At 69.1% G+C, this 20,843-nt stretch carries 16 protein-coding genes and 1 pseudogene; 14 read left to right on the plus strand and 3 right to left on the minus strand.

Features of this window, described 5'->3' with window-relative positions; all coding sequences use genetic code 11:
* Positions 1 to 96: 96 nt before the first annotated feature.
* From rbfA to IGS68_RS26045, 5 genes and pseudogenes are all read left to right on the plus strand, one after another.
* Positions 97 to 588: pseudogene (rbfA, locus tag IGS68_RS26025) on the plus strand (30S ribosome-binding factor RbfA); the annotation flags it as partial.
* A gap of 178 nt (positions 589 to 766) precedes the next feature.
* Positions 767 to 1,708: a tRNA pseudouridine(55) synthase TruB gene (truB, locus tag IGS68_RS26030; protein WP_201075593.1), complete on the plus strand. Its 942-nt coding sequence runs from the start codon at positions 767 to 769 to the stop codon at positions 1,706 to 1,708.
* A gap of 30 nt (positions 1,709 to 1,738) precedes the next feature.
* Positions 1,739 to 2,008 carry a 30S ribosomal protein S15 gene (gene rpsO, locus IGS68_RS26035; RefSeq protein WP_158047707.1) on the plus strand — a complete coding sequence of 90 codons (270 nt, stop codon included), beginning with the start codon at positions 1,739 to 1,741 and terminating at the stop codon, positions 2,006 to 2,008.
* A 333-nt stretch (positions 2,009 to 2,341) separates the two neighbouring features.
* On the plus strand, positions 2,342 to 4,453 hold the full coding sequence (gene pnp / locus IGS68_RS26040) for a polyribonucleotide nucleotidyltransferase (RefSeq protein WP_201075594.1): 2,112 nt from the start codon (positions 2,342 to 2,344) through the stop codon (positions 4,451 to 4,453).
* Between the two features lie 192 nt (positions 4,454 to 4,645).
* Complete coding sequence (locus IGS68_RS26045; RefSeq protein WP_201075596.1) at positions 4,646 to 5,788, plus strand: PAS domain-containing protein; 1,143 nt, start codon at positions 4,646 to 4,648, stop codon at positions 5,786 to 5,788.
* A 127-nt stretch (positions 5,789 to 5,915) separates the two neighbouring features.
* Here IGS68_RS26045 and IGS68_RS26050 read toward each other — a convergent pair whose 3' ends face one another.
* From IGS68_RS26050 to IGS68_RS26060, 3 genes are read right to left on the minus strand one after another with little or no spacing between them, the layout of a single operon-like run.
* Positions 5,916 to 6,401, minus strand: a complete 486-nt coding sequence (locus tag IGS68_RS26050; RefSeq protein ID WP_201075598.1) for a class I SAM-dependent methyltransferase — start codon at positions 6,399 to 6,401, stop codon at positions 5,916 to 5,918.
* A gap of 22 nt (positions 6,402 to 6,423) precedes the next feature.
* The gene (locus IGS68_RS26055) at positions 6,424 to 6,888 is read right to left on the minus strand and encodes a cyclic nucleotide-binding domain-containing protein (RefSeq protein ID WP_201075600.1); all 465 of its coding nucleotides are present in this window, start codon (positions 6,886 to 6,888) and stop codon (positions 6,424 to 6,426) included.
* 44 nt (positions 6,889 to 6,932) lie between these two features.
* Complete coding sequence (locus tag IGS68_RS26060; RefSeq protein WP_201075602.1) at positions 6,933 to 9,572, minus strand: ABC transporter ATP-binding protein/permease; 2,640 nt, start codon at positions 9,570 to 9,572, stop codon at positions 6,933 to 6,935.
* 211 nt (positions 9,573 to 9,783) lie between these two features.
* Here IGS68_RS26060 and IGS68_RS26065 point away from each other — a divergent pair, with 211 nt between their 5' ends.
* From IGS68_RS26065 to IGS68_RS26105, 9 genes are all read left to right on the plus strand, one after another.
* Complete coding sequence (locus tag IGS68_RS26065) at positions 9,784 to 11,037, plus strand: glycosyltransferase family protein (protein WP_201075604.1); 1,254 nt, start codon at positions 9,784 to 9,786, stop codon at positions 11,035 to 11,037.
* Positions 11,038 to 11,137: 100 nt separating this feature from the next.
* Complete coding sequence (locus IGS68_RS26070) at positions 11,138 to 12,373, plus strand: glycosyltransferase family 4 protein (protein WP_247881086.1); 1,236 nt, start codon at positions 11,138 to 11,140, stop codon at positions 12,371 to 12,373.
* A gap of 15 nt (positions 12,374 to 12,388) precedes the next feature.
* Entirely contained in the window at positions 12,389 to 13,513 is a 1,125-nt protein-coding gene (locus IGS68_RS26075) for a glycosyltransferase family 4 protein (RefSeq protein ID WP_201075605.1), read from the plus strand.
* Positions 13,510 to 14,094, plus strand: a complete 585-nt coding sequence (locus IGS68_RS26080) for a histidine phosphatase family protein (protein ID WP_201075607.1) — start codon at positions 13,510 to 13,512, stop codon at positions 14,092 to 14,094. The genes IGS68_RS26075 and IGS68_RS26080 overlap by 4 nt, the downstream gene beginning before the upstream one ends.
* 439 nt (positions 14,095 to 14,533) lie before the next feature.
* Positions 14,534 to 15,724, plus strand: a complete 1,191-nt coding sequence (locus IGS68_RS26085; RefSeq protein ID WP_201075608.1) for a glycosyltransferase family protein — start codon at positions 14,534 to 14,536, stop codon at positions 15,722 to 15,724.
* Positions 15,721 to 16,503, plus strand: coding sequence for a polysaccharide deacetylase family protein (locus IGS68_RS26090; protein WP_201075611.1), 783 nt, complete (start codon positions 15,721 to 15,723; stop codon positions 16,501 to 16,503). Before IGS68_RS26085 ends, IGS68_RS26090 begins: the two co-directional genes overlap by 4 nt.
* Positions 16,500 to 17,036, plus strand: a complete 537-nt coding sequence (locus IGS68_RS26095) for a hypothetical protein (protein WP_247881087.1) — start codon at positions 16,500 to 16,502, stop codon at positions 17,034 to 17,036. The genes IGS68_RS26090 and IGS68_RS26095 overlap by 4 nt, the downstream gene beginning before the upstream one ends.
* Positions 17,033 to 18,925: an ABC transporter ATP-binding protein gene (locus tag IGS68_RS26100; protein ID WP_201075615.1), complete on the plus strand. Its 1,893-nt coding sequence runs from the start codon at positions 17,033 to 17,035 to the stop codon at positions 18,923 to 18,925. Before IGS68_RS26095 ends, IGS68_RS26100 begins: the two co-directional genes overlap by 4 nt.
* Positions 18,922 to 20,832: an ABC transporter substrate-binding protein gene (locus IGS68_RS26105; protein WP_201075617.1), complete on the plus strand. Its 1,911-nt coding sequence runs from the start codon at positions 18,922 to 18,924 to the stop codon at positions 20,830 to 20,832. The genes IGS68_RS26100 and IGS68_RS26105 overlap by 4 nt, the downstream gene beginning before the upstream one ends.
* The last annotated feature ends 11 nt before the right edge of the window (positions 20,833 to 20,843 follow it).

Consider the following 20,843-nt stretch of genomic DNA (forward strand, 5'->3'; position numbering starts at 1 on the left):
AGGAACAGGGCATGAAGCCCGCCGGCGGGCCAGGCAATCCCCCCGTCGGTACCGACCGGCGCCCGGAGCGCGGCCGGTGGAAGAGGAACCAGATCAATGAGCAGCAAACGCGCAGGACGCAACCCGTCGCAACGCCAACTGCGGGTCGGGGAGGAGTTGCGCCATGCGCTGGCGGAAGTGCTCCGCCGCGGCGATTTCCGCGATCCCGACCTGCAGGACCTGAACGTCACCGTGACCGAGGTCCGGATCAGCCCCGACCTCCGCAACGCGACCGCCTTCATCACCCCGCTGGGCGGCGGCCATTCCGAGGAGACGGTGGCGGCGCTGCGCCGCGCCGCGGCTTTCTTCCGCAGCCAGATCGCCCGCGCGGTCAAGCTGCGCTACGTCCCGACCCTGTCCTTCGAGGCCGACACCTCGTTCGAGTATGCCGACCACATCAACCGCCTGCTGCACGACCCCGAGGTCGCGCGCGACCTGGACGATGAGGAAGAGGACGAGGAGGATGCCGCCGAGACCCACAACGGCGGCAGCCATGACGGCATGAACGGCGACGGCCCCGGCCACGACGAGCCGGAGTACGAGGACGAGGACGATCTCGACGACGAGGATGAGGACGACGAGGACGACGCCGAGTTCGAGGAGGAGGAGGACCTCGACGAGGATGACGACGAGGACGAGGACGTCGAGTACGAGGATGACGACGAGGAGGAGGACAAGCCCGCTCCCCTGAAGTCCTCCAAATCCTCCCCCGGCGGCCGAGGCCCCCGTGGCGCGTAAGCGCAAAGGCGTTCCCGTCCACGGCTGGCTGGTCATCGACAAGCCGGCCGGCATGACGTCCACCCAGGTCATGTCCCGGGTCCGCCGCCTGCTCAACGCGGAGAAGGCGGGGCACGGCGGCACCCTCGACCCGATCGCCACCGGCGTCCTGCCGGTCGCCTTCGGGGAGGCGACCAAGACGGTGGCCTATGCCATGGACGGCGCCAAGACCTACCGCTTCCGCCTGCGCTGGGGCGAGCAGACCACCACCGACGACCTGGAAGGCAGCGTCATCGCGACCAGCCCGAACCGCCCGACCGAGGACGAGATCGAGGCGGCGCTGGAGGCGTTCCAGGGCGAGATCTCCCAGGTGCCGCCCCAGTTCTCGGCGATCAAGGTGGACGGGGAGCGCGCCTACGACCTCGCGCGCGAGGGCGAGACGGTCGAGCTGGCGCCCCGCATCGTCCGCATCGACGGCTTCCACCTGATCGGCCTGCCGGACACCGACCACGCCGATTTCGAGGTGGAATGCGGCAAGGGCACCTACATGCGCAGCCTGGCGCGCGATCTTGCCCTCGCCTTGGGCACCGTCGGGCACATAACGCGCCTGCGGCGGCTCAACGTGGGCTCTTTCACGCTCGAAGACGCGATTTCCCTGGACGATCTGGCGGCCATGGAGCATGGTGCCGCCGTCGAAAGACTTCTGCTTCCGATCGAGACGGCGCTGGACGACATCCCGGCGTTCGCCCTGACCGAGGCCGAAGCGCACCGACTGAGACTTGGCCAAACGGTGGCGTTGTTGCGCCGGCAGGATCGCGAGAGGCTGGAAGGCCTCGATTACGATCCGTCGGGCGACGGTGCTGTCGTTTTAGCCGTTTCCGGCGGCAAGCCGGTGGCGCTGGCCCGCGTCGAAGGGGCGGAGATCCGCCCGGTGCGCGTATTGAACCTGTAAGCATCAACCAGACCCGATTGGAGAGACCCGATGTCGATCACTGCCGAGCGCAAGCAGGAGCTGATCAAGGAATACACCACCGGTGCCAACGATACCGGTTCCCCCGAGGTGCAGGTCGCGATCCTGTCCGAGCGGATCCGGAACCTGACCGAGCACCTGCAGACCCACAAGAAGGACTTCCACAGCCGCCGCGGCCTGCTGGTCATGGTCGGCCAGCGCCGCAGCCTGCTGGACTACCTGAAGCGCAAGAATGTCGGCCGCTACGAGCAGCTGATCCAGCGTCTCGGCCTGCGCCGCTAAGGCCAGGGTCTTTCCGCACACCGCCTACCGGACAATTCCGTTTGCCGAAACCAGCCCGGATCCCTGACCGTCCAGGCTTCGCTTCGCGGAGCGGGCGGCGGGCTGCGGTGTGCGCGGCATCGTTCCGCCCGCGAATGATTTTTTCGCGGGCGGAAGATGCTTTCGGCTCCATTTCATTGATGAGCTTTGCCTGCCGGCCCGGACACGCTCCCGGTCGGCTTTTGGCCTGTGCTCATGCGGGCCTGTTTTCACGCGGGGTCGACAACGACTGAGGACCCCGGCCCACGCCATCCAATCCGGGATGGCTTGGGCGTCGGATGGAAGGAAGAAACAATGTTCAACGTCTACAGAAAAGAAATCGATTGGGGCGGACGCAAGCTGGTCCTGGAGACCGGGAAGGTCGCCCGCCAGGCCGATGGCGCCGTGATGGCGACGTACGGCGAGACGACCGTGCTCTGCACCGTCGTCGCGGCCAAGGCGGCCAAGCCCGGAGTCGATTTCTTTCCGCTGACCGTCAATTACCAGGAGAAGGCGTTCGCCGCCGGCAAGATCCCGGGCGGCTTCTTCAAGCGTGAAGGCCGTCCCTCCGAGAAGGAGACGCTGGTCAGCCGCCTGATCGACCGGCCGATCCGCCCGCTGTTCGCCGACGGCTTCCGCAACGAGACGCAGGTCATCTGCACCGTGCTCAGCCACGACATGGAGAACGATCCCGACATCGTCGCCATGGTCGGCACCTCGGCCGCCCTGACCATCTCCGGCATCCCCTTCCTGGGCCCGATCGGCGCCGCCCGCGTCAGCTACAGGAACGGCGAGTACGCGCTGAACCCGCTGCTCGACGACGAGGAGGGCGATCTCGACCTGGTGGTCGCCGGTACGCGCGACGGCGTGCTGATGGTCGAGTCCGAGGCCAAGGAACTGTCCGAGGACGTCATGCTGGGCGCCGTCATGTTCGGCCATCGCAGCTTCCAGCCGGTCATCGACGCGATCATCGACCTGGCCGAGCAGTGCGCCAAGGAACCCTGGGACATGCCCGCGGCCCCCTATGACGCCGCCGCCATCAAGGCCCGCGTCAAGGAGACCGTCGGCGAGGACATCAAGGCGGCCTATTCCGAGATCCGCAAGCAGGACCGCCAGAACAAGCTGGGCGCCGCCAAGCAGAAGGCGCTGGAGGCCCTGACCTCGGACGAGATCCCCGCCGAGGCGATCGCCGGCACCTTCAAGGACGTCGAGAGCGACGTGCTGCGCGGCACGGTCATCGACACCGGCCGCCGGATCGACGGCCGCTCGACCACCGACATCCGCCAGATCGTGGCCGAGGTCGGCGTGCTGCCCCGCGCCCACGGTTCCGCCCTGTTCACCCGCGGCGAGACCCAGGCCCTGGTGGTCGCCACGCTCGGCACCAGCCAGGACGAGCAGATCATCGACGCGCTGGAAGGCGAGTACCGCGAGAGCTTCATGCTCCACTACAACTTCCCGCCCTACTCGGTCGGCGAGGCGGGCCGCGTCGGCTCCCCCGGCCGGCGCGAGATCGGGCACGGCAAGCTGGCGTGGCGCGCGGTGCGTCCGCTGCTCCCGACCAAGGAGCAGTTCCCCTACACCATGCGCATCGTGTCGGAGATCACCGAATCCAACGGCTCCTCGTCGATGGCGACCGTGTGCGGCGCCTCGCTGGCCCTGATGGACTCCGGCGCTCCCCTGCCCCGTCCGGTCGCCGGCATCGCGATGGGCCTGATCAAGGAGGACCGCGGCTTCGCCGTGCTGTCCGACATCCTCGGCGACGAGGACCACCTGGGCGACATGGACTTCAAGGTGGCCGGCACCGAGAAGGGCGTCACCGCGCTCCAGATGGACATCAAGATCACCTCGATCACCGAGGAGATCATGCGCGTCGCCCTGGACCAGGCGCGCGGCGGCCGGATGCACATCCTGGGCGAGATGGCCAAGGCGATCGGCGGCGCCCGCGAGGCGGTCAACCAGAACGCCCCGCGCATCACCGTGATCAACATCCCCAAGGAGAAGATCCGCGACGTGATCGGCTCCGGCGGCAAGGTGATCCGCGAGATCGTCGAGCAGACCGGCGCTAAGATCGACATCGAGGACGACGGCACGGTCAAGGTCGCGGCGGTCGACGGAAAGGCCAGCCAGGCCGCCATCGACTGGATCCGCGGCATCGTGGCCGAGCCGGAACTGGGCGTGATCTACACCGGCAAGGTCGTGAAGGTGGTCGATTTCGGCGCCTTCGTGAACTTCCTGGGCTCGCGCGACGGCCTGGTCCACATCTCCGAGCTGAAGAACGAGCGCGTCGGCAAGGTCAGCGACGTGGTCAAGCAGGGCGACGAGGTGAAGGTCAAGGTCCTGGGCTTCGACGACCGCGGCAAGGTCAAGCTGTCCATGAAGACGGTCGACCAGGCGACCGGCGAAGACTTGAGCAAGAAGGCCGAGTAGCACGGCGTGACGGCGCCGCCCCGGCCGGGGCGGCGCCGTCTCCGCATTGGTCGCGTTTGGAACAATGGCCGGCGAACCTTGTTTGATCTGATCTCAAGGTTCTACCCGTGTGCGTGAAGAAGAAACGGCGGCTTACGGACCGGTCTCCATCAGGGGAGGGCACACGGAACCTGATAGCTCAGGAGGCCATACGTGCAGACTCCTCCCAAGGAGATGGGCAACATCGCCCTGATCAACCATCCGTCGCGGGAGAACCCCTTCCGCAGCGTGGTCGAAGGCAGCCGGATGCCGATCGTGGTCACCGATCCCAACCAGGACGACAACCCGATCGTCTTCGCGAACCAGGCTTTCGTCGACCTGACCGGCTACGATCTCGACGAGATCATCGGCCATAACTGCCGCTTCCTCCAGGGCCCCGACTCGGATCCGGAAGTACGCCGCCTGATCGGCGGCGCCCTTGCCGAGCAGCACGACATCAAGATCGAGGTCCTGAACTACCGGAAGAACGGCACGGCGTTCTGGAACGAGCTGTATATCAGCCCGATCCATGACGACGAAGGCAATCTGCTCTACTTCTTCGGCTCCCAGCTCGACTGCACGCTGCGCCGCCAGGCCGCCGCCCGCATCGTCGAGGCCAACGCCCAGCTGGAGCGCAGGGTCGAGGAGCGCACCCGCGACCTGGAGCAGGCGCTCCGCCACCGCGAGGTTCTGCTCCACGAGCTTCAGCACCGGGTCAAGAACAACCTCCAGGTCATGGCCAGCCTGATCCGGCTGCAGGCCGGCCGCAGCGACAGCGAGGCGATGAAGGTGGGGTTCGAAAACCTGCTCCACCGCATCAATGCCCTGGAGCTGATCTACCGCAAGCTCTACACGGCCGATGCCGGCCCGACGCTGGAACTCGGCGGCTATCTGGCGGAAATCTGCGAGACGCTGGCGAACTTCCACGGCCCGGACCGCGGCATCGTCCTGGACGTGCGGACCCGGCCCTGCCACGTGCCGGTCGAGACGGCCCTGCCGCTCGGCCTGATCCTGAACGAGCTTGTCACCAACAGCTTCCGCCACGCCTTCGCCGACAGGAAGACCGGCACCATCCGGCTGAAACTCGAACCGCTCGACGGGACCCGCTGGGAGTTGCGGATCGGCGACGACGGGGTCGGCGCCGCCGGCGGCCTGGACTGGGAGACCAACAACAACCTGGGCCTCTCCCTGGTCAAGGCCCTGGCCAAGCAGATCCGTGCCACCGTGGAAGTCGACGGCAGCGCCGGCACCCTGTTCACCCTGACCTTCCAAGCCCAGGCGGCGGATGCCCGGGCCGGACGCTCGGCGGCGGGATAGGGGAAAATCGGCCGCAGATGGACACAGATAGACGCAGATAGGAGTTACGATACTCGTTGCAGATGACCAAGACGTCGGCAATCAGGAGTTCATCTGTATTTATTTGCGTCCATCTGTGGCCGAATCTTTACACCCTCATCATGAAATAGCGCCCCGGCCGGACCGTCTCCGGCGGGCGCAGGGGTTCCCACCGGGGCATGCCCAGGTTCTGGTCGCTGACCACGACGCCGCCGCGCGCCATCAGCCTGTGCAGGCGCGGCGCCAGGAAGGCCGCCAGCTCGGCGTTGGCTCCGGGATCGCCGGAGCCGATATCCACGTGGGCCAGCGCCGCCGGCGCGCCGATCACGGTTCCGGCCGTGTCCAGCGTCTCGAACAGGTCGCCCAGCAGCAGGCACTCGGCGGGGGGAATGCAGTCGGGATGGGCGGCGACCTGCCGCTCGAACACGAAGATCGTGCGCTCCGGCAGCAGCGAGCGCAGATGGTCGTAGGTCCGGCCGTTGCCCAGGCCGAACTCCAGCACCGGCCCGGGAACGTCGCGGATCAGGTCCGCGGCGGCGTTGAGGCAGTCGCGCTGGGCGCTGACCCGCCTGATGAAACTGTCCAACCGGCTCATGAACCGCCTTCTGTAGATTACGTCACGTGTGCGGCGGACCGCCGTGGGCGACGGCTTCGCGCAGCTGCCGGGTCGTGTTCTCCAGGCGCTGGGCCAGCACCCTCATGATCTCCACCGCCATCTGCGGAAACTCGGTGACCATGCGGAAGAACAGGTCCTTCGAAATGCACAGCGTGGTCATGTCGGTCACGGCGACCACGCTGGCGGTACGCGGCACGTCGCACAGGATCGCGATTTCCCCGATGAAATCGTTGCGGCCGACCTTGGCGACCGTCAACGGTCCGTTCGGCGTATCGACCCTTACGTCGGCCTCGCCGTCCACGATGATGAACGCGCTGCTGCCCATTTCGTTCTGGGTGAAAAGCATGTCGCCGGCGTGGAAGGCGACTCGCTCGCTGGTGAAGGCCAGCAGCTTCAGCTTGCTGGTCTCCACGTTGGCGAACATGGGGATCCTGCGCAGCAGTTCGACTTCTTCGGCAAGACTCACGACACGCTACTCCCGTTTCCGGCTGCTCATCATCCAGCTGCTCGTCATTCCGCCGCCAGCAACTCGTGCATGACGGTGCCCGGCTTGTCCAGGTCCTGATAGCTCCCGTGCTCGGCGATCTGGCCGCTCCGCAGCACCAGGGTCTGGTCGAACCGCCGGGCGATGCTGGGCCTGTGCAAGACCCAGACCACGCCGCGCCCCTGGCGCTCCTCCAGGATCGCGTCGTGGATGCGGGTCTGGCTGGCGCCGTCCAGCCCGGCGGTCGCCTCGTTGATCACCAGCAGGTCGGGGTTCTTCAGGATGGCGCGGGCCAACGCCACCTTCTGCCGCTGCACCCGGGACAGGCGCGAGCCGGAGACGCCGACATAATGGTCCAGCCCGATCTCCTGGATGGTCTCGCGCAGGTGAAGCTCCTCGATCACCTGGGCCACCAGACGGCCGACCTTGCCGCCGACCTGGGCCTGGCCGTACGCGACCTTCCCGAACAGGATGTTGTCCTGGATGGTCGAGGCCGAGTTGTAGCTGTCCTCGACGAAGAACTCGATGCTCTCGCGCAACCCGTCGGGCAGGTCGCGGGCGAAGACGTGGCGCGCCTCCAGCAGGCGCCGCTCCATCCCGTCGTCGATCAGGCCCAGGCGATGGCGGGCCGGGATCAGCTTGAAGGGCAGCGCCATCAGCCGGCGCTTCTCCTCCGGCTTCAGGCTGTCCACGCCTTCCTTGTCGGCCTTCGCCACCATCGGCTGGAAGTCCGGCAGCTCCTCCGAGCTGATGAAGCTGAACTGCTCGAAGAACTGGTGGCCCGGCGGCAGGTCGGCGAACAGCTCGATCATCGTGCGGGCGACCTGGACGCCCATGTTCAGGAAGTCGCGGGTCAGCCCGACCTTTTCCAGCACGCCCAGCACATAGGTGTTCTCCGCCATGCTGTCGACGGCGAAGACCGGCCCGACCGGGCTGCCGAACAGCAGGTTCTCGGCCACCGTCGCGTTGTTGTTGAATCGGTCGGGATGCCAGATCTCGACCAGCGACCGCATCGCCGGCTGGGCCAGCTCGGCCCTCAGCGCCGCCCGCGCTTCCAGGATGCGCGCGACCACGTCCCCGTCGCCGCCCTTCGCCAGGGTGCCGTTCAGGCCCAGCCGGTACACGTCGTCCGCCAGGTCGACCATGTCCAGCACGGCCAGCGTGCGCCGGCGCAGGCTTTCGGGACCGTCGCAGCCGGCGGCGACATAGTCGATCCAGTCCGCATCCAGCGGGAAGTCGGTATTGCCGGCGGCCTTCGACTCCGCGGCCCGGCGCCGGTGCTCGGCGGCCGACCTCTCGTCGCCCTCGTGCACGGCCAGCGGCCGGTGGCGCAGCCCGTAATACAGGTTCTCGCGCAGGCTGGCGGTGAACATGTAGCTGTTCTGCCCGACATAGGCGATGCGGCGTCCGGTGACCGCCTCCGGCAGATGCGCCAGATCCTGCTCGCCGACCCGGATGCGGCCGGCCGTCGGCATCAGCAGCCGGGCGGCCAGCATCGCGAACTCGTCCCGCCCGGCGCCGCCGACGATCGCCGTGTGCCGGTCGAGCGGCAGCGTGCAGGACACGCCGTCCAGGATCTTCGGCCCGTTGTCCTCCCCGAACGAGACGTTGATGAAGGCCATCTCCCCGGCCAGCCTGGTGTCCGGGCCGGCGTCGGTCGCGATCAGCCCGGCGGCCATCAGCTCGGGCACGTCGAACTGCTCGATCACCTGCTCGTACTTGATCCGGATGTCTTCCTTCATCTGGTAATAGTCCAGCAGCTCCTTCCACGGCCCCGCCAGGTCCTTGTAGGCGGCCAGCACGGCGACCAGCGAGCCGAAGCTGATGCTCCCCTGGATCACCAGATAGCCGCCGATCGAATAGAAGAAGAAGGGCGTCAGCTGGTTGATGAAATTGTTCAGGAACTTGATGAAGAATTTGCGCTGGAAGATCTCGAACCGGATGTCGTACACGTCGCCGAAGCGGTGCGAGATGTCCGCCAGGTGCCAGGCCGAGGTGTCGTGGGCATGGATCTCCTGCACGCCGGAGACCGATTCGCCGATCCGGTCGGAGATCTGGCGCATCGCCCGCACCCGCTGCTTGCCCAGCTGGTTGACCTTGCGTTGCAGCCGGGGAATCAGCCAGCCTTGCAAGGGATAGAGCGAGATCGCCGCCGCCCCCAGGATGGGGTCCTGCATGAAGATGAAGACCAGGTACACCAGCAGCGTGCCGCCCTGGAACACCGGCAAGGCTATCGAGTCGCCGATGAAGCCTCCCAGCGGCTCGACCTCGGCGGTGATCATCGGGATGATCTCGCCCTGGCTGACCTTGCGGAACCGGGGCAGCGGGAAGCGCAGCACCCTGACATACAGCTCGTAGCGGAGCCGCCGGAGCATGCGCTCGCCCAGCCGGCCCTTCAGGGTGTTGATCCGGAACTTGAAGGCGCCGTTGACCAGGACCAGCGTCAGGAACATCCCCGACAGCAGCATCAGGTACGGCACCTGTTCGAACTGGAAACCAAGGAATTCCTTGGGAAAACTCTGCCCGCCGATGGCGTCGTTGACGATCTGCTTCGGCAGTTCCAATGAATAGTAAAGGAACGGGAACGAGGACAGGGTGAGCAGGAGAATGACCACCTGCTGCCGCGTACTATGGCGCAGCACGAAGCGAAAGATGCTCTTTTCCATTCCGCCGATGTCCGAAAAAGCGTTCCTGCTCTGGAGCCGCCCCGGGCAGGAAAAAAGTGGGGTGGAGAGTACCTGATGGTGTGGCACCCGGCAATTCACATGGTCGATACCCTGCTATTCTGCTAGAGACAGACGATGGCATTGACCCCTATGGGTTCCAGGCTTCACAGGTTGGCCGAAACGCCGGAATCCACACCGTGAGCAGAAGCACATGAGCAACCGCATCGGGGCAGGCCGGGAACACATCCGGGAGCAGGCGCGCGAGCACAGCCGCGTCCTGATCTACAGTCACGACACCTTCGGCCTCGGCCACCTGCGCCGCTGCCGGACGATCGCCCACGCGCTGGTCGAGCAGCACAAGGACATGTCGGTCCTGATCCTGTCGGGCTCCCCGATCATCGGCAGCTTCGATTTCCGCAGCCGGGTCGATTTCGTCCGGATCCCCGGGGTGATCAAGCTGCGCAACGGCGAATACACCTCGCTCAACCTGCACATCGACATCGAGGAAACGCTCGCCATGCGGGCATCGATCATCCGCCACACGGCGGAGATCTTCGATCCCGACCTGTTCATCGTCGACAAGGAACCCCTGGGCCTGCGGGGCGAGGTGCTGGAAACCCTCCAGGTGCTCAAGGCGCGCGGCACGCCGCTGGTGCTGGGGCTGCGCGACGTGATGGACGAGCCGTCGGCCCTGGGGCCGGAATGGGAGCGCAAGAAGGCGATGCCGGCGCTCGACAAACTCTATGACGAGCTGTGGGTCTACGGCCTGCCGCAGATCTGCGACCCGCTCGAAGGCGTCCGGGTGCCGCCCTCGGTGCGCCGCAAGATGGTCTATACCGGATACCTCGAACGGAGCGCCCCGGTCCATCCCGCGCTGCCGGACATGCCGGACGAGCCGTTCATCCTGGTCACCCCCGGCGGCGGCGGCGACGGCGAGGCCATGGTGGACTGGGTCCTGCGCGCCTACGAACACGATCCCAGGCTGCCCCACCGCGCCCTGGTCGTCCTCGGTCCCTTCATGCAGCGCGAGCTCCAGAACGAGTTCGCGGCCCGGGCGGCCGCCTTGCCCAAGGTCGAGACCCTGACCTTCGAGGCCCAGCTCGAAAGCCTGATGGCGAAAGCGATCGGGGTCGTCGCCATGGGTGGCTACAACACCTTCTGCGAGATCCTGTCGTTCGACAAGCGGGCGCTGATCGTGCCGCGCATGGTCCCCCGGCGGGAGCAGTATATCCGCGCCAGCCGCGCGCAGGAACTGGGACTGGTCAGCATGCTGCCCGACGACGGAGTCCGCGACGCCGCCGCCATGGCGACCGCGCTGCGCCAGCTGCCGCAGCAGCAGGTCCCCTCCGACGTGATCGTCCCCGGCCTGCTCGATGGGCTGGAGAACGTCGACCGGCTGGCAGCCCGCCACCTGGCGGAACCCCGGCGCCCCGCGCGGCGCGCCACCCTGCGCCGCAGGGCCTGACCCATGCTTCACCGGATCGCATCTCGTGGGTCCGCCTTCGCCGCACGGCGAACGCCGATGACTCCCGGCAACGCCGACCTGCGGTCGATCGAATAGGCTGTTGATCTTGACCGTCTGCGTCGTCGTCAAGGGCTGGCCCCGCCTGTCCGAAACCTTCATCGCCCAGGAACTGGTGGGGCTGGAGCAGCGCGGCCTCGACCTCGCCCTGTACTCGCTGCGCCACCCGACCGACAAGGCCACCCACGCGCTGCACCGCCGGCTCCGGGCGCCGGTCACCTACCTGCCGGAATATCTCCACGACGAGCCGGCCCGGGTCGCCCGCGCGCTGAAGGAAGCCCGGGCGCTGCCGGGCTGGAAGCGGGCGCGGGCGGTCTGGCTCCGGGACCTCGCGCGCGACCGCACCCGCAACCGGGTCCGCCGGTTCGGGCAGGCGGCGGTGCTGGCGGCCGAGCTGCCGCCCGGCACCAGCGGGATCTACGCCCACTTTCTCCACACGCCCGCCAGCGTCGCCCGGTACGCCGCCCTGCTGCGCGGCCTGCCCTGGAGCTTCTCCGCCCACGCCAAGGACATCTGGACGATCCCCGAGTGGGAGAAGCGGGAGAAGCTGGCCGAGGCGCGCTGGGGCGTCACCTGCACCCGGCTCGGCCATGCCCACCTGGCGGAGCTGGCGCCCGTGCCCGACCGGGTCACCCTGCTCTACCACGGGCTGGAGTTCGACCGTTTCCCGGCGGAGGTGCCGGCCCGCCCTCCCCGCGACGGCGGCGACCCGTCCGACCCGCTGGTCCTGCTCTCCGTCGGCCGCGCCGTGGAGAAGAAGGGGTTCGACGTGGCGCTGGAGGCGCTGGCGCGGCTTCCCGCCGGCCTGCACTGGCGCTGGGTCCATATCGGCGGAGGGACCGGGCTGAAGGCCCTGAAGGCCGAAGCCGAACGGCTGGGCCTCTCCGACCGGATCTCGTGGCGGGGCGCCCAGCCCCAGGACGTGGTCATCCGGCACTATGCCGAGGCCGACCTGTTCTTCCTGCCCAGCCGGCTGGCGCGCGACGGCGACCGCGACGGCCTGCCCAACGTGCTGATGGAGGCCCAGGTCATGGGGCTGCCGGTCGTCGCGACCCGGATGGCAGCCATTCCCGAGCTGGTGATCGAGGGCGAGACCGGCGTCCTGGTCGATCCCGGCGACGCCGCGGCGCTCGCCGACGCCCTGGCCGCCCTCGGGCGCGATCCCGAAACGCGCCGCCGGCTGGCGGCGGCCGGCGGCAGCCGGGTCCGCGGACTGTTCGGCGCCGGCGCCGGGCTGGACCATCTGGCCGGGCTGCTGGCCGCCGGCGGTCGGGAGTAAGGGGACCGGCCCGGCATGCGGATCGCCTTCTACGCTCCCCTCAAGGCGCCGACGCACCCCACGCCCTCGGGCGACCGCCGCATGGCGCGGCTGCTGATGGCGGCGCTGCGCCATGCCGGGCACCGGGTCGACCTGGCCTGCACCTTCCGGAGCTGGGACGACGGCGGCAGGCCCGGCCGGCACCGCCGGATCGCCGACCTCGGCGGCCGGCTCGCGGACCGGCTCGCCGCAAGGCTGCGGCATGATCCGCCCGACCTGTGGTTCACCTACCACCTCTACCACAAGGCGCCGGACTGGCTGGGTCCCGCCGTCAGCGCGGCGCTGGGCATCCCCTACGTGGTCGCCGAGGCGTCCTTCGCGCCCAAGCAGGCCGGCGGTCCCTTCGCCCTCGGCCATGAAGCGGCGCGGACCGCCATCGCCCGCGCCGATGCCGTGGTCTCGCTCAACTCGGCCGATGCGGAATGCCTTTACCCTCTCCTCCGGTCGCCCGGCCGGCTGACCCTGCTGCGCCCCTTCGTCGAGCCGCCGGCCCCGCGTGACCGCGCGGCGGACCGCGCCGAACTCGCCCGCTCGCTGGGGCTCGATCCGGAGGTACCCTGGCTGCTGGCCGTCGGCATGATGCGGGGCGGCGACAAGCAGCGTTCCTTCCGCATCCTGGCCCGTGCCCTCGAACGGCTCGGCGGTCACGACTGGCGGCTGCTGGTCGTCGGCGACGGGCCGCGCCGGGTCTGCGTCGAGGAAAGCTTCGGCCGCGTCGATCCCGGCCGCCTCCGCTTCCTGGGCGCGCTGCCGCCCGACCGCCTCGCCGCCTGCTACGCCGGCGCCGACCTGATGGTCTGGCCGGCGATCAACGAGGCCTACGGCATGGCGCTGCTGGAGGCCCAGGCCGCTGGGCTGGCCGTCGTGGCCGGACGGACCGGCGGCGTGCCCGACATCGTGCGCGACGGCTCGACCGGCCTGCTGACCCCCGTCGGCGACGAGGCCGCCTTCGCCGACGCCGTCGCGGCGCTGCTGCCGGACCCGGCCCGGCGGAGCGCCTTCGGCCTGGAAGCCGCCCGCGTCGCATCGGCCGAGCACGGCTTCGACGGCGCGTCCCGCACGCTCGATACCCTGCTCCGCAGCCTCGCGAGGTCCCGATGACCGACCTTCTCCTCCTGCGCCACGGTCCGACCGCCTGGAACGCCGAGGGCCTGATCCAGGGCCGCACCGACATCCCGCTGTCGCCCGAAGGCGAAGGCGTGGTCCGTTCCTGGGTCCTGCCCGACCGGCTGCGCGACCGGGCCTGGGTCGCCAGCCCGCTGAAGCGCGCCGCCGCGACCGCCGCGATCCTCGGGCTCGATCCCGTGCCGGACGCCCGGCTTGTCGAGATGGACTGGGGGGCGTGGGAAGGCAGGACGCTGGCCGGCCTGCGGGCCGAGCTGGGCGACCTGATGGCGGCGTGGGAAGCGCGCGGCCTCGACTTCCGCGGCCCGGGCGGCGAGAGCCCGCGCGAGGTGCAGGACCGCCTGCGCCCCTGGCTGGCCGAGGTCGCCGCCGCCGGCCGGCCGGCCGGAGCCGTCGCGCACAAGGGGGTGATCCGCGCGATCTATGCCATGGCCGCGTGTTGGGACATGACGGACAAACCGGCCCATAAACTCCTCGACGGCTGCGCCCACCGCTTCACCCTGGCGGCGGACGGCACCCCCACCGTCGCCGAACTGAACATCGCGCTGGAGATTTGACTAAATTCCTATAATTATGTATGCTGGCGGCACAGGGGGCTTGGAAAATGATGACATTTGATGACATTCTCCGTCTCCCTGCCATCATGGCCGGTCTTGATCCCTGGCGGTCCGGAACGGTTGTTGTTCATCAACCTGAAGGTGATTCTCAGGATATTTCATCTTCCCTTGATCGTCATGCCCGGACTTGATCCGGGCATCTCCAGCCACGGAGCCTCGGTGAGACCCGCAAGACGATGGCCGGATCAAGTCCGGCCCCGACGAAAAGGGGGCGTTTTCGTCCACAGCGCGGCCTTTCGAGCGAAACGCAACAACCGTGCCGGACAGCCGTGGACTTGATCCGGCCATCCACGCGCGTACTCCGCCACCCCGGCCTGCGCGTGGATGCGCGGGGCGAGCCCGCGCATGACGGGAAAACAGAAAAATCCGGAGCCGCATCATGACGGATGATGACATCCGACCCCCCCGGAAGTCCCCCCTCAAGGCCCTGGTCTGGGTGCAGCACCTGCTCGGCATCGGGCATGTCCGTCGGGCGGCGCTGATCACCCGCGCCCTGGCGGCGGCGGGGCTGGACGTGACGGTGGCGTCCGGCGGGTTCCCGGTCGCGGGCGTCGATCACGGCGCCGCCCGCGTGGTGCGGCTGCCGCCGGCCCGGTCGGCGGACAAGAGCTTCAAGCGCCTGGTCGGCGACGGCGGCCTGCCCCTCGACGACGCCTGGCGGGAACGACGGCGCGCGGCGCTGCTGGATCTGGCGGACAGCGTCGATCCCGACATCCTGCTGCTGGAAACCTACCCCTTCGGCCGGCGCCAGTTCCGCTTCGAACTGCTGCCGCTGCTGGAACGCCCCCGGCGCCCCCGGGTCGTCGCCGCGTCGGTGCGCGACATCCTGGTGGCCAAGGACGATCCCGCCCGCGAGGTCGAGATGGCCGACGTGGCGCGCCGGCACCTGGACCTCGTGCTGGTCCACGGCGACCCCGCCGTGGTCCCGTTCGAGGCGACCTTCCCCCAGGCGCACCGGATCGCGGACCTGATCCGCTACACCGGCTACGTCGCCCCGGCCCGCGCCCCGGCCCGCGCCCCGGCCCACCCGGCCGCGCAGGCGGGCGGCGACGGCGCCGGGGAAGTGATCGTCTCCGTCGGCGGCGGCGCCGTGGGCCTGCCCCTGCTGCGGACCGCGCTGGCGGCGCGACCGCTGACCCCGCTGGCATCGTCCCCCTGGCGGCTGCTCGCCGGTCCCGACATCGGGGAGGCCGACTTCCAGGCCCTGCGCGACGGCGCTCCCCGCGGCGTGACCGTCGAGCGGGCGCGGCCCGACTTCCCGGAACTCCTGGCCCGCTGCACCCTGTCGATCAGCCAGGCCGGGTACAACACGCTGATGGACCTGATGCAGGCCCGCTGCCGCGCCGTGGTGGTGCCCTTCGCGGCCGGCAACGAGACCGAGCAGACGGACCGCGCCCGCCTGTTCGAGCGGCGCGGGCTGCTCCATGGCGTCCCCGAGGACGGCCTGACCCCGGAACGCTTGGCCGATGCGGTCGGCCGCGCCCTGGCGGCGCCCCCGCCCACCGACTTCGCCCCCCTCATGGACGGCGCCGCCGCCACCGCCCGCCTGCTGGTCGAGGCCGCGTCATGACGAATGATGACATCCGGGCCGCCCTGGCGCGGGAATTGGACCTGTGGGCCGAGGCCGGCCGGACCGCCACCCTGTGGTGGCGCGACGACGACGCCGTCGCGCCCTCGCCCGCCCTGGACCGCCTGCGCGATGCCGCCACCGCCGCCGGCGTGCCGGTCGCGCTCGCCGTGATCCCGGCGGGAGCGACGCCGGACCTGGCGGAGGAACTGCGGCGCTGGCCCGGCGTCTCGGTGCTCCAGCACGGCCTGTCCCACGCGAACCACGAGGTCCCGCCGGCCAGGAAGACCGAACTGGGCTCCGCCCGGAGCGTCGAGGCGGTCCTCGCCGACCTCGCCGAGGGATGGCGGTTGCTCCGGCCCTTCGATCCCCTGCCCGTCCTGGTCCCCCCGTGGAACCGGATCGCGGCGGACGTGGCGGCCCGGCTGCCGGCCCTCGGCTATGCCGGCCTGTCCACCTTCAACGCCCGGCCCCGCCCTTGCCCGGTGCCGGGTTTGGTCCAGGTCAACACCCATGTGGATGTCATCGACTGGCGGGGCGGCGGCGGTTTCGCCGGGACCGGAGCGGCGATCGGGGCCATGGTCCGCCACCTCGCGGCGCGCCGGACCGGTGCCGCCGATCCGGACGAGGCGACCGGGCTGCTGACCCACCATCTGGTGCATGACGAACCGTGCCGCCGCTTCCTCGACCGGTTCCTGGCCGCCGCGTCGGAACACCCGGCCGTCCGCTGGGTCGATGCCCCTGCCCTTTTCGGGAGCCCCTCCCCCAGGTGTCCACCGTGAAACAGTTCCGATATCCGGCTCCTCCCCTCTACGGCGACTATGCCCGCGCCGCCGCCGGCCTCGCGCTGACCGGCATTCCGCCCCTGCTGGTCCCGCTCAGCGCCTGGGTCGCGGTACCCATGATGCTTGCGGCGGCCCTTTTCGTGGTGTTCGGCGCCCGGACGGCGCAGCGTCACGCCACCGTCATCGAAATGGACGATAAGGGCATCACGGCCCGCGGGCCGCTGGGCGGTTCGATTTCGTGGGAACATTTGGCTCAGGTACGTTTAAACTACTATTCTACCCGTCGGGATCGCGGCCTCGGCTGGATGCAGCTCAAGCTGAAGGGCGCCGGTTCCGGGGAGACCGTCCGGCTCGAATCGACTCTCGACGGCTTCGACGAGATCGCCGAGCGGGTCGCGGACGTCGCGCGCAGGAAGGGGATCGGGATGACCGAGACGACGATCAGCAATTTCGCGGCTCTCGGCATCGACGCCGATCCGCAGGCCGGCATGGATGCCGCGGGCGTGCGGACGGCGCGCTGGTCCCGATGACCGACCTGCTGAGCGTCCGCGACCTGCATGTGGAGTTCCGCGTCGCCGAGGGGCTGATCCGTGCCGTGCGGGGCATCTCCTTCCGGGTCCGGCCCGGCGGCACGGTAGCCCTGGTCGGCGAGTCCGGCTCCGGCAAGTCGGTGGTCGCCCAGACCATCATGGGCATCCTGCCCCGTCCCGCCCACATCACGCGCGGCGAGATCCTGTTCGCCGATCCCCGTCTGCCCGGAACGGTCGACATAGCGAAGCTGCCCCCCGAAAGCCGCGCCATGCGGGCGATCCGCGGCGGCAACATCTCGATCATCTTCCAGGAGCCGATGACCTCCCTGTCGCCGCTGCACACGGTCGGCAACCAGGTGGGCGAGGCGGTCATGCTCCACCGCGACGTCGGCACGGCCGAGGCGCGCGAGCTGACCCGCGACATGCTGCGCCTGGTGGGGTTCCCCGATCCGGCCCGCGCGCTCGAGACCTACCCGTTCGAACTGTCCGGCGGCCTGCGCCAGCGCGCCATGATCGCCATGGCGCTGATCTGCCGCCCGTCGCTGCTGATCGCGGACGAGCCGACCACCGCCCTGGACGTCACGATCCAGGCCCAGATCCTCAAGCTGATCCGCGACCTCCAGGGCGAGCTGGGCATGGCGGTGCTGATGATCACCCACGACCTGGGCGTCGTCGCCAACGTCGCCGAGGAAGTGGTCGTGATGTACCGGGGCGAGGTCATGGAATCCGGCGAGATGCGCGACATCTTCGCCAAGCCCCGCCACCCCTACCTGAAGGCGCTGCTCCGCGCGGTCCCCCGCTTCCACATGGAGCCGGGCGAGCGTCTGGTTCCGATCCGGGAGATCAAGTCGGCCGGCGGCAAGCTGCTGGAAGCCACCCGGGAGCCCTGGCCGGCCGGCGCCGACTCGGTCGGGCCGCTCCTGGCCGTCTCCCGCGTCAGCAAGCGGTTCGACACCGGCAATACCGGCTGGTTCAACCGCAAGCGCACGGGCGGCGGCGTGCTGGCGGTGGACGATGTCAGCTTCGAGATCCGCCGGGGCGAGTGCCTGGGGCTGGTCGGCGAGTCCGGCTGCGGCAAGACGACCCTGTCCAAGATCCTGATGCGGGCGCTGAAGCCGGACACCGGGACGGTTCTGTTCAACGACCGCGGCCGCGTCATCGACGTGCTCGACCTGGAGGACGAGGCCCTGGTCGCCTTCCGGCGCAAGCAGCAGTTCATCTTCCAGGACCCGTTCGGCTCGCTCAACCCGCGCATGACCGTGTACGACATCGTCGCGGAACCGCTGGTGATCCACGGCATCGGCGACGCCGAGCATCGCCGGGCGATGGTCAAGGAACTGATGAACCTGGTCGGCCTGGACGTGCGGCACCTGAAGCGCTACCCGCACAGCTTCTCCGGCGGCCAGCGCCAGCGCATCGGCATCGCCCGGGCGCTGGCGCTACGGCCCGACCTGCTGATCTGCGACGAGCCGGTATCGGCCCTGGACGTCTCGATCCAGGCCCAGATCCTCAACCTGCTGAAGGACCTGAAGGAGAAGCTGGGCCTCACATACCTGTTCATCTCCCACAACCTGGCCGTCGTGGACTATATCGCCGACCGGATCATGGTGATGTGCCGCGGCCGGATCGTGGAGGTGGCCCCCCGCGCGACGCTGTTCCGCAATCCGGTCCATCCCTATACCCGGGCGCTGCTCGCCGCCGTGCCGGACCCCGATCCGGAATGCCCGCTCGACCTCGGCGTGCTGGGCGAAGGCCGCGCCTCAGATCCCGGCGCCTGGCCGGCTCCCTTCACCATCGACGGCACGGCCCATCCCGGCATGATCGACCTGGGCGACGGCCACCTCGTCCGCGCGACCGCCCGCCCCGCCCTCCTGGATCTGGCATCATGATCTCCCGCCTTCTCCGAGCAGGCCTCCTGGCGCTTGCCGCCGCCGCGCTCCTGGCGCCCGCGGCCGGCCGCGCGGCGGTCGAGACCCCCTTCTTCGCCGAGCAGGTCGCCGCCGGGAAATTGCCGCCGGTCGGCGAGCGGCTGCCGGCCGAGCCGAGAATGGTGACGTTCGATGACGATGGGGCGCAGCAGGGCCGGCCCGGCGGCGACATGACCATGCTGATGGCGCGGGCGAAGGACGTACGCATCATGTTCGCGTACTTCTATGCCCGGCTGGTGACGTACACTCCGGACCTGACGCTCGAACCGGACATCCTCCGGTCGATCGACGTGGAGGACAACCGGGTCTTCACCCTCCATCTCCGGCCCGGCCATCGCTGGTCGGACGGGTCGCCCTTCACCGCCGAGGATTTCCGCTACTGGTGGGAGGACGTGATCCTGAACCAGGACGTGCCGCCCTTCGGTGCCCCGCCGGAGATGCTGGCCGGCGGCGAGCCGCCCCGGTTCGAGGTGCTGGACGAGACGACCGTGCGGTATTCCTGGAACGAGCCGAACCCGCTGTTCCTGCCCGCGCTGGCGGCGGCCCGGCCGCTGGAGATCTTCGGTCCCTCGGCCTACCTGAAAAAGTTTCACGTGAAATACGCCGATGCCGCCGAACTGAAGGAAAGAGTCAAGGCGGCGGGGCAGAAGAGCTGGGCGCATCTGCACAATCGCGTGGACAACGCCTACGACAATGACAACCCCGACCTGCCGACGCTCCAGCCCTGGGTCAACACGACGGCGGCGCCGGCCGAGCGGTTCGTCTTCGTCCGCAATCCCTTCTATCACCGGGTGGATCCGGCGGGGGTCCAGCTTCCCTACATCGACCGGCTGCTGGTCCAGATCGCCGACGGCAAGATCATCCCGGCCAAGGCCGGCGCCGGCGAGGCGGACCTCCAGGCCCGCTACCTGCGCTTCGACAACTACACCTTCCTGAAGCAGGCGGCGAAGCGGAACGGCTACAAGGTCGACCTGTGGAAGACCGGAAACGGCGCCCATCTGGCGCTGTTCCCCAACCTCAACGCCTCGGACCCCGGCTGGCGCGGCCTGTTCCGCGACGTCCGGTTCCGCCGGGCGCTGTCGCTCGCCATCGACCGCGACGAGATCAACCAGGCGATCTATTACGGGCTCGCCAAGCCTTCCAACAACACGGTGCTGCCCCGCTCGCCGCTGTTCCGGCCGGAATACCAACAGGCCTGGACCCGGTTCGACGTGCGCGAGGCGAACCGGCTGCTGGACGAGATGGGCCTGACCGCACGCGGCAGCGAGAATATCCGGCTGATGCCCGACGGCCGCCCGCTGGAAATCATCGTCGAGACCGCGGGCGAGAGCACGGAGGAGGTCGATGTCCTGGAGCTGATCGCCGACAGCTGGCGCAAGATCGGGGTCAAGCTGTTCACCAAGCCCTCCCAGCTGGAGGTGCTGCGCAACCGCATCTATGCCGGCCAGACGCTGATGGCGATCGGCAAGGGCGTGGACAACGGCATTCCCACGGCCGACATGGCGCCGGCCGAATTCGTGCCGATGGACCAGAACCAGTATCAATGGCCGAAATGGGGACAGTACTACCAGACCGGCGGCACGGCCGGCGAGAAGCCCGACATGCCGGCCGCGGTCGAGCTGATGGAGCTGATGGGCCAGTGGCGGACGGCGCCCGACACGGCCGCCCGAGCGGAGGCCTGGCACCGCATCCTCGGCATCCACGCCGACCGCGTCTTCACCATCGGGCTGATCAACGGCACCCTGCAGCCGGTCGTCGTGCGCTCCACCCTGCGCAACGTGCCGGCGGAGGGGATCTACAACTGGGACCCGGGAGCCCATTTCGGCATCTACCGGCCCGACACGTTCTGGTTCGCCGAACCGGGCTGAACCGCGGGACG

Source organism: Skermanella sp. TT6 (assembly GCF_016653635.2).
Taxonomy (GTDB): domain Bacteria; phylum Pseudomonadota; class Alphaproteobacteria; order Azospirillales; family Azospirillaceae; genus Skermanella; species Skermanella cutis.

Bases quoted from the DNA above. Each gene is read 5' to 3' on its own strand.
- rpsO (WP_158047707.1), top strand. From the start codon at position 1,739: ATGTCGATCACTGCCGAGCGCAAGCAGGAGCTGATCAAGGAATACACC.
- pnp (WP_201075594.1), top strand. From the start codon at position 2,342: ATGTTCAACGTCTACAGAAAAGAAATCGATTGGGGCGGACGCAAGCTG.
- IGS68_RS26050 (WP_201075598.1), bottom strand. From the start codon at position 6,401: ATGAGCCGGTTGGACAGTTTCATCAGGCGGGTCAGCGCCCAGCGCGAC.
- IGS68_RS26060 (WP_201075602.1), bottom strand. From the start codon at position 9,572: ATGGAAAAGAGCATCTTTCGCTTCGTGCTGCGCCATAGTACGCGGCAG.
- IGS68_RS26065 (WP_201075604.1), top strand. From the start codon at position 9,784: ATGAGCAACCGCATCGGGGCAGGCCGGGAACACATCCGGGAGCAGGCG.
- IGS68_RS26075 (WP_201075605.1), top strand. From the start codon at position 12,389: ATGCGGATCGCCTTCTACGCTCCCCTCAAGGCGCCGACGCACCCCACG.
- IGS68_RS26080 (WP_201075607.1), top strand. From the start codon at position 13,510: ATGACCGACCTTCTCCTCCTGCGCCACGGTCCGACCGCCTGGAACGCC.
- IGS68_RS26085 (WP_201075608.1), top strand. From the start codon at position 14,534: ATGACGGATGATGACATCCGACCCCCCCGGAAGTCCCCCCTCAAGGCC.
- IGS68_RS26090 (WP_201075611.1), top strand. From the start codon at position 15,721: ATGACGAATGATGACATCCGGGCCGCCCTGGCGCGGGAATTGGACCTG.
- IGS68_RS26100 (WP_201075615.1), top strand. From the start codon at position 17,033: ATGACCGACCTGCTGAGCGTCCGCGACCTGCATGTGGAGTTCCGCGTC.
- IGS68_RS26105 (WP_201075617.1), top strand. From the start codon at position 18,922: ATGATCTCCCGCCTTCTCCGAGCAGGCCTCCTGGCGCTTGCCGCCGCC.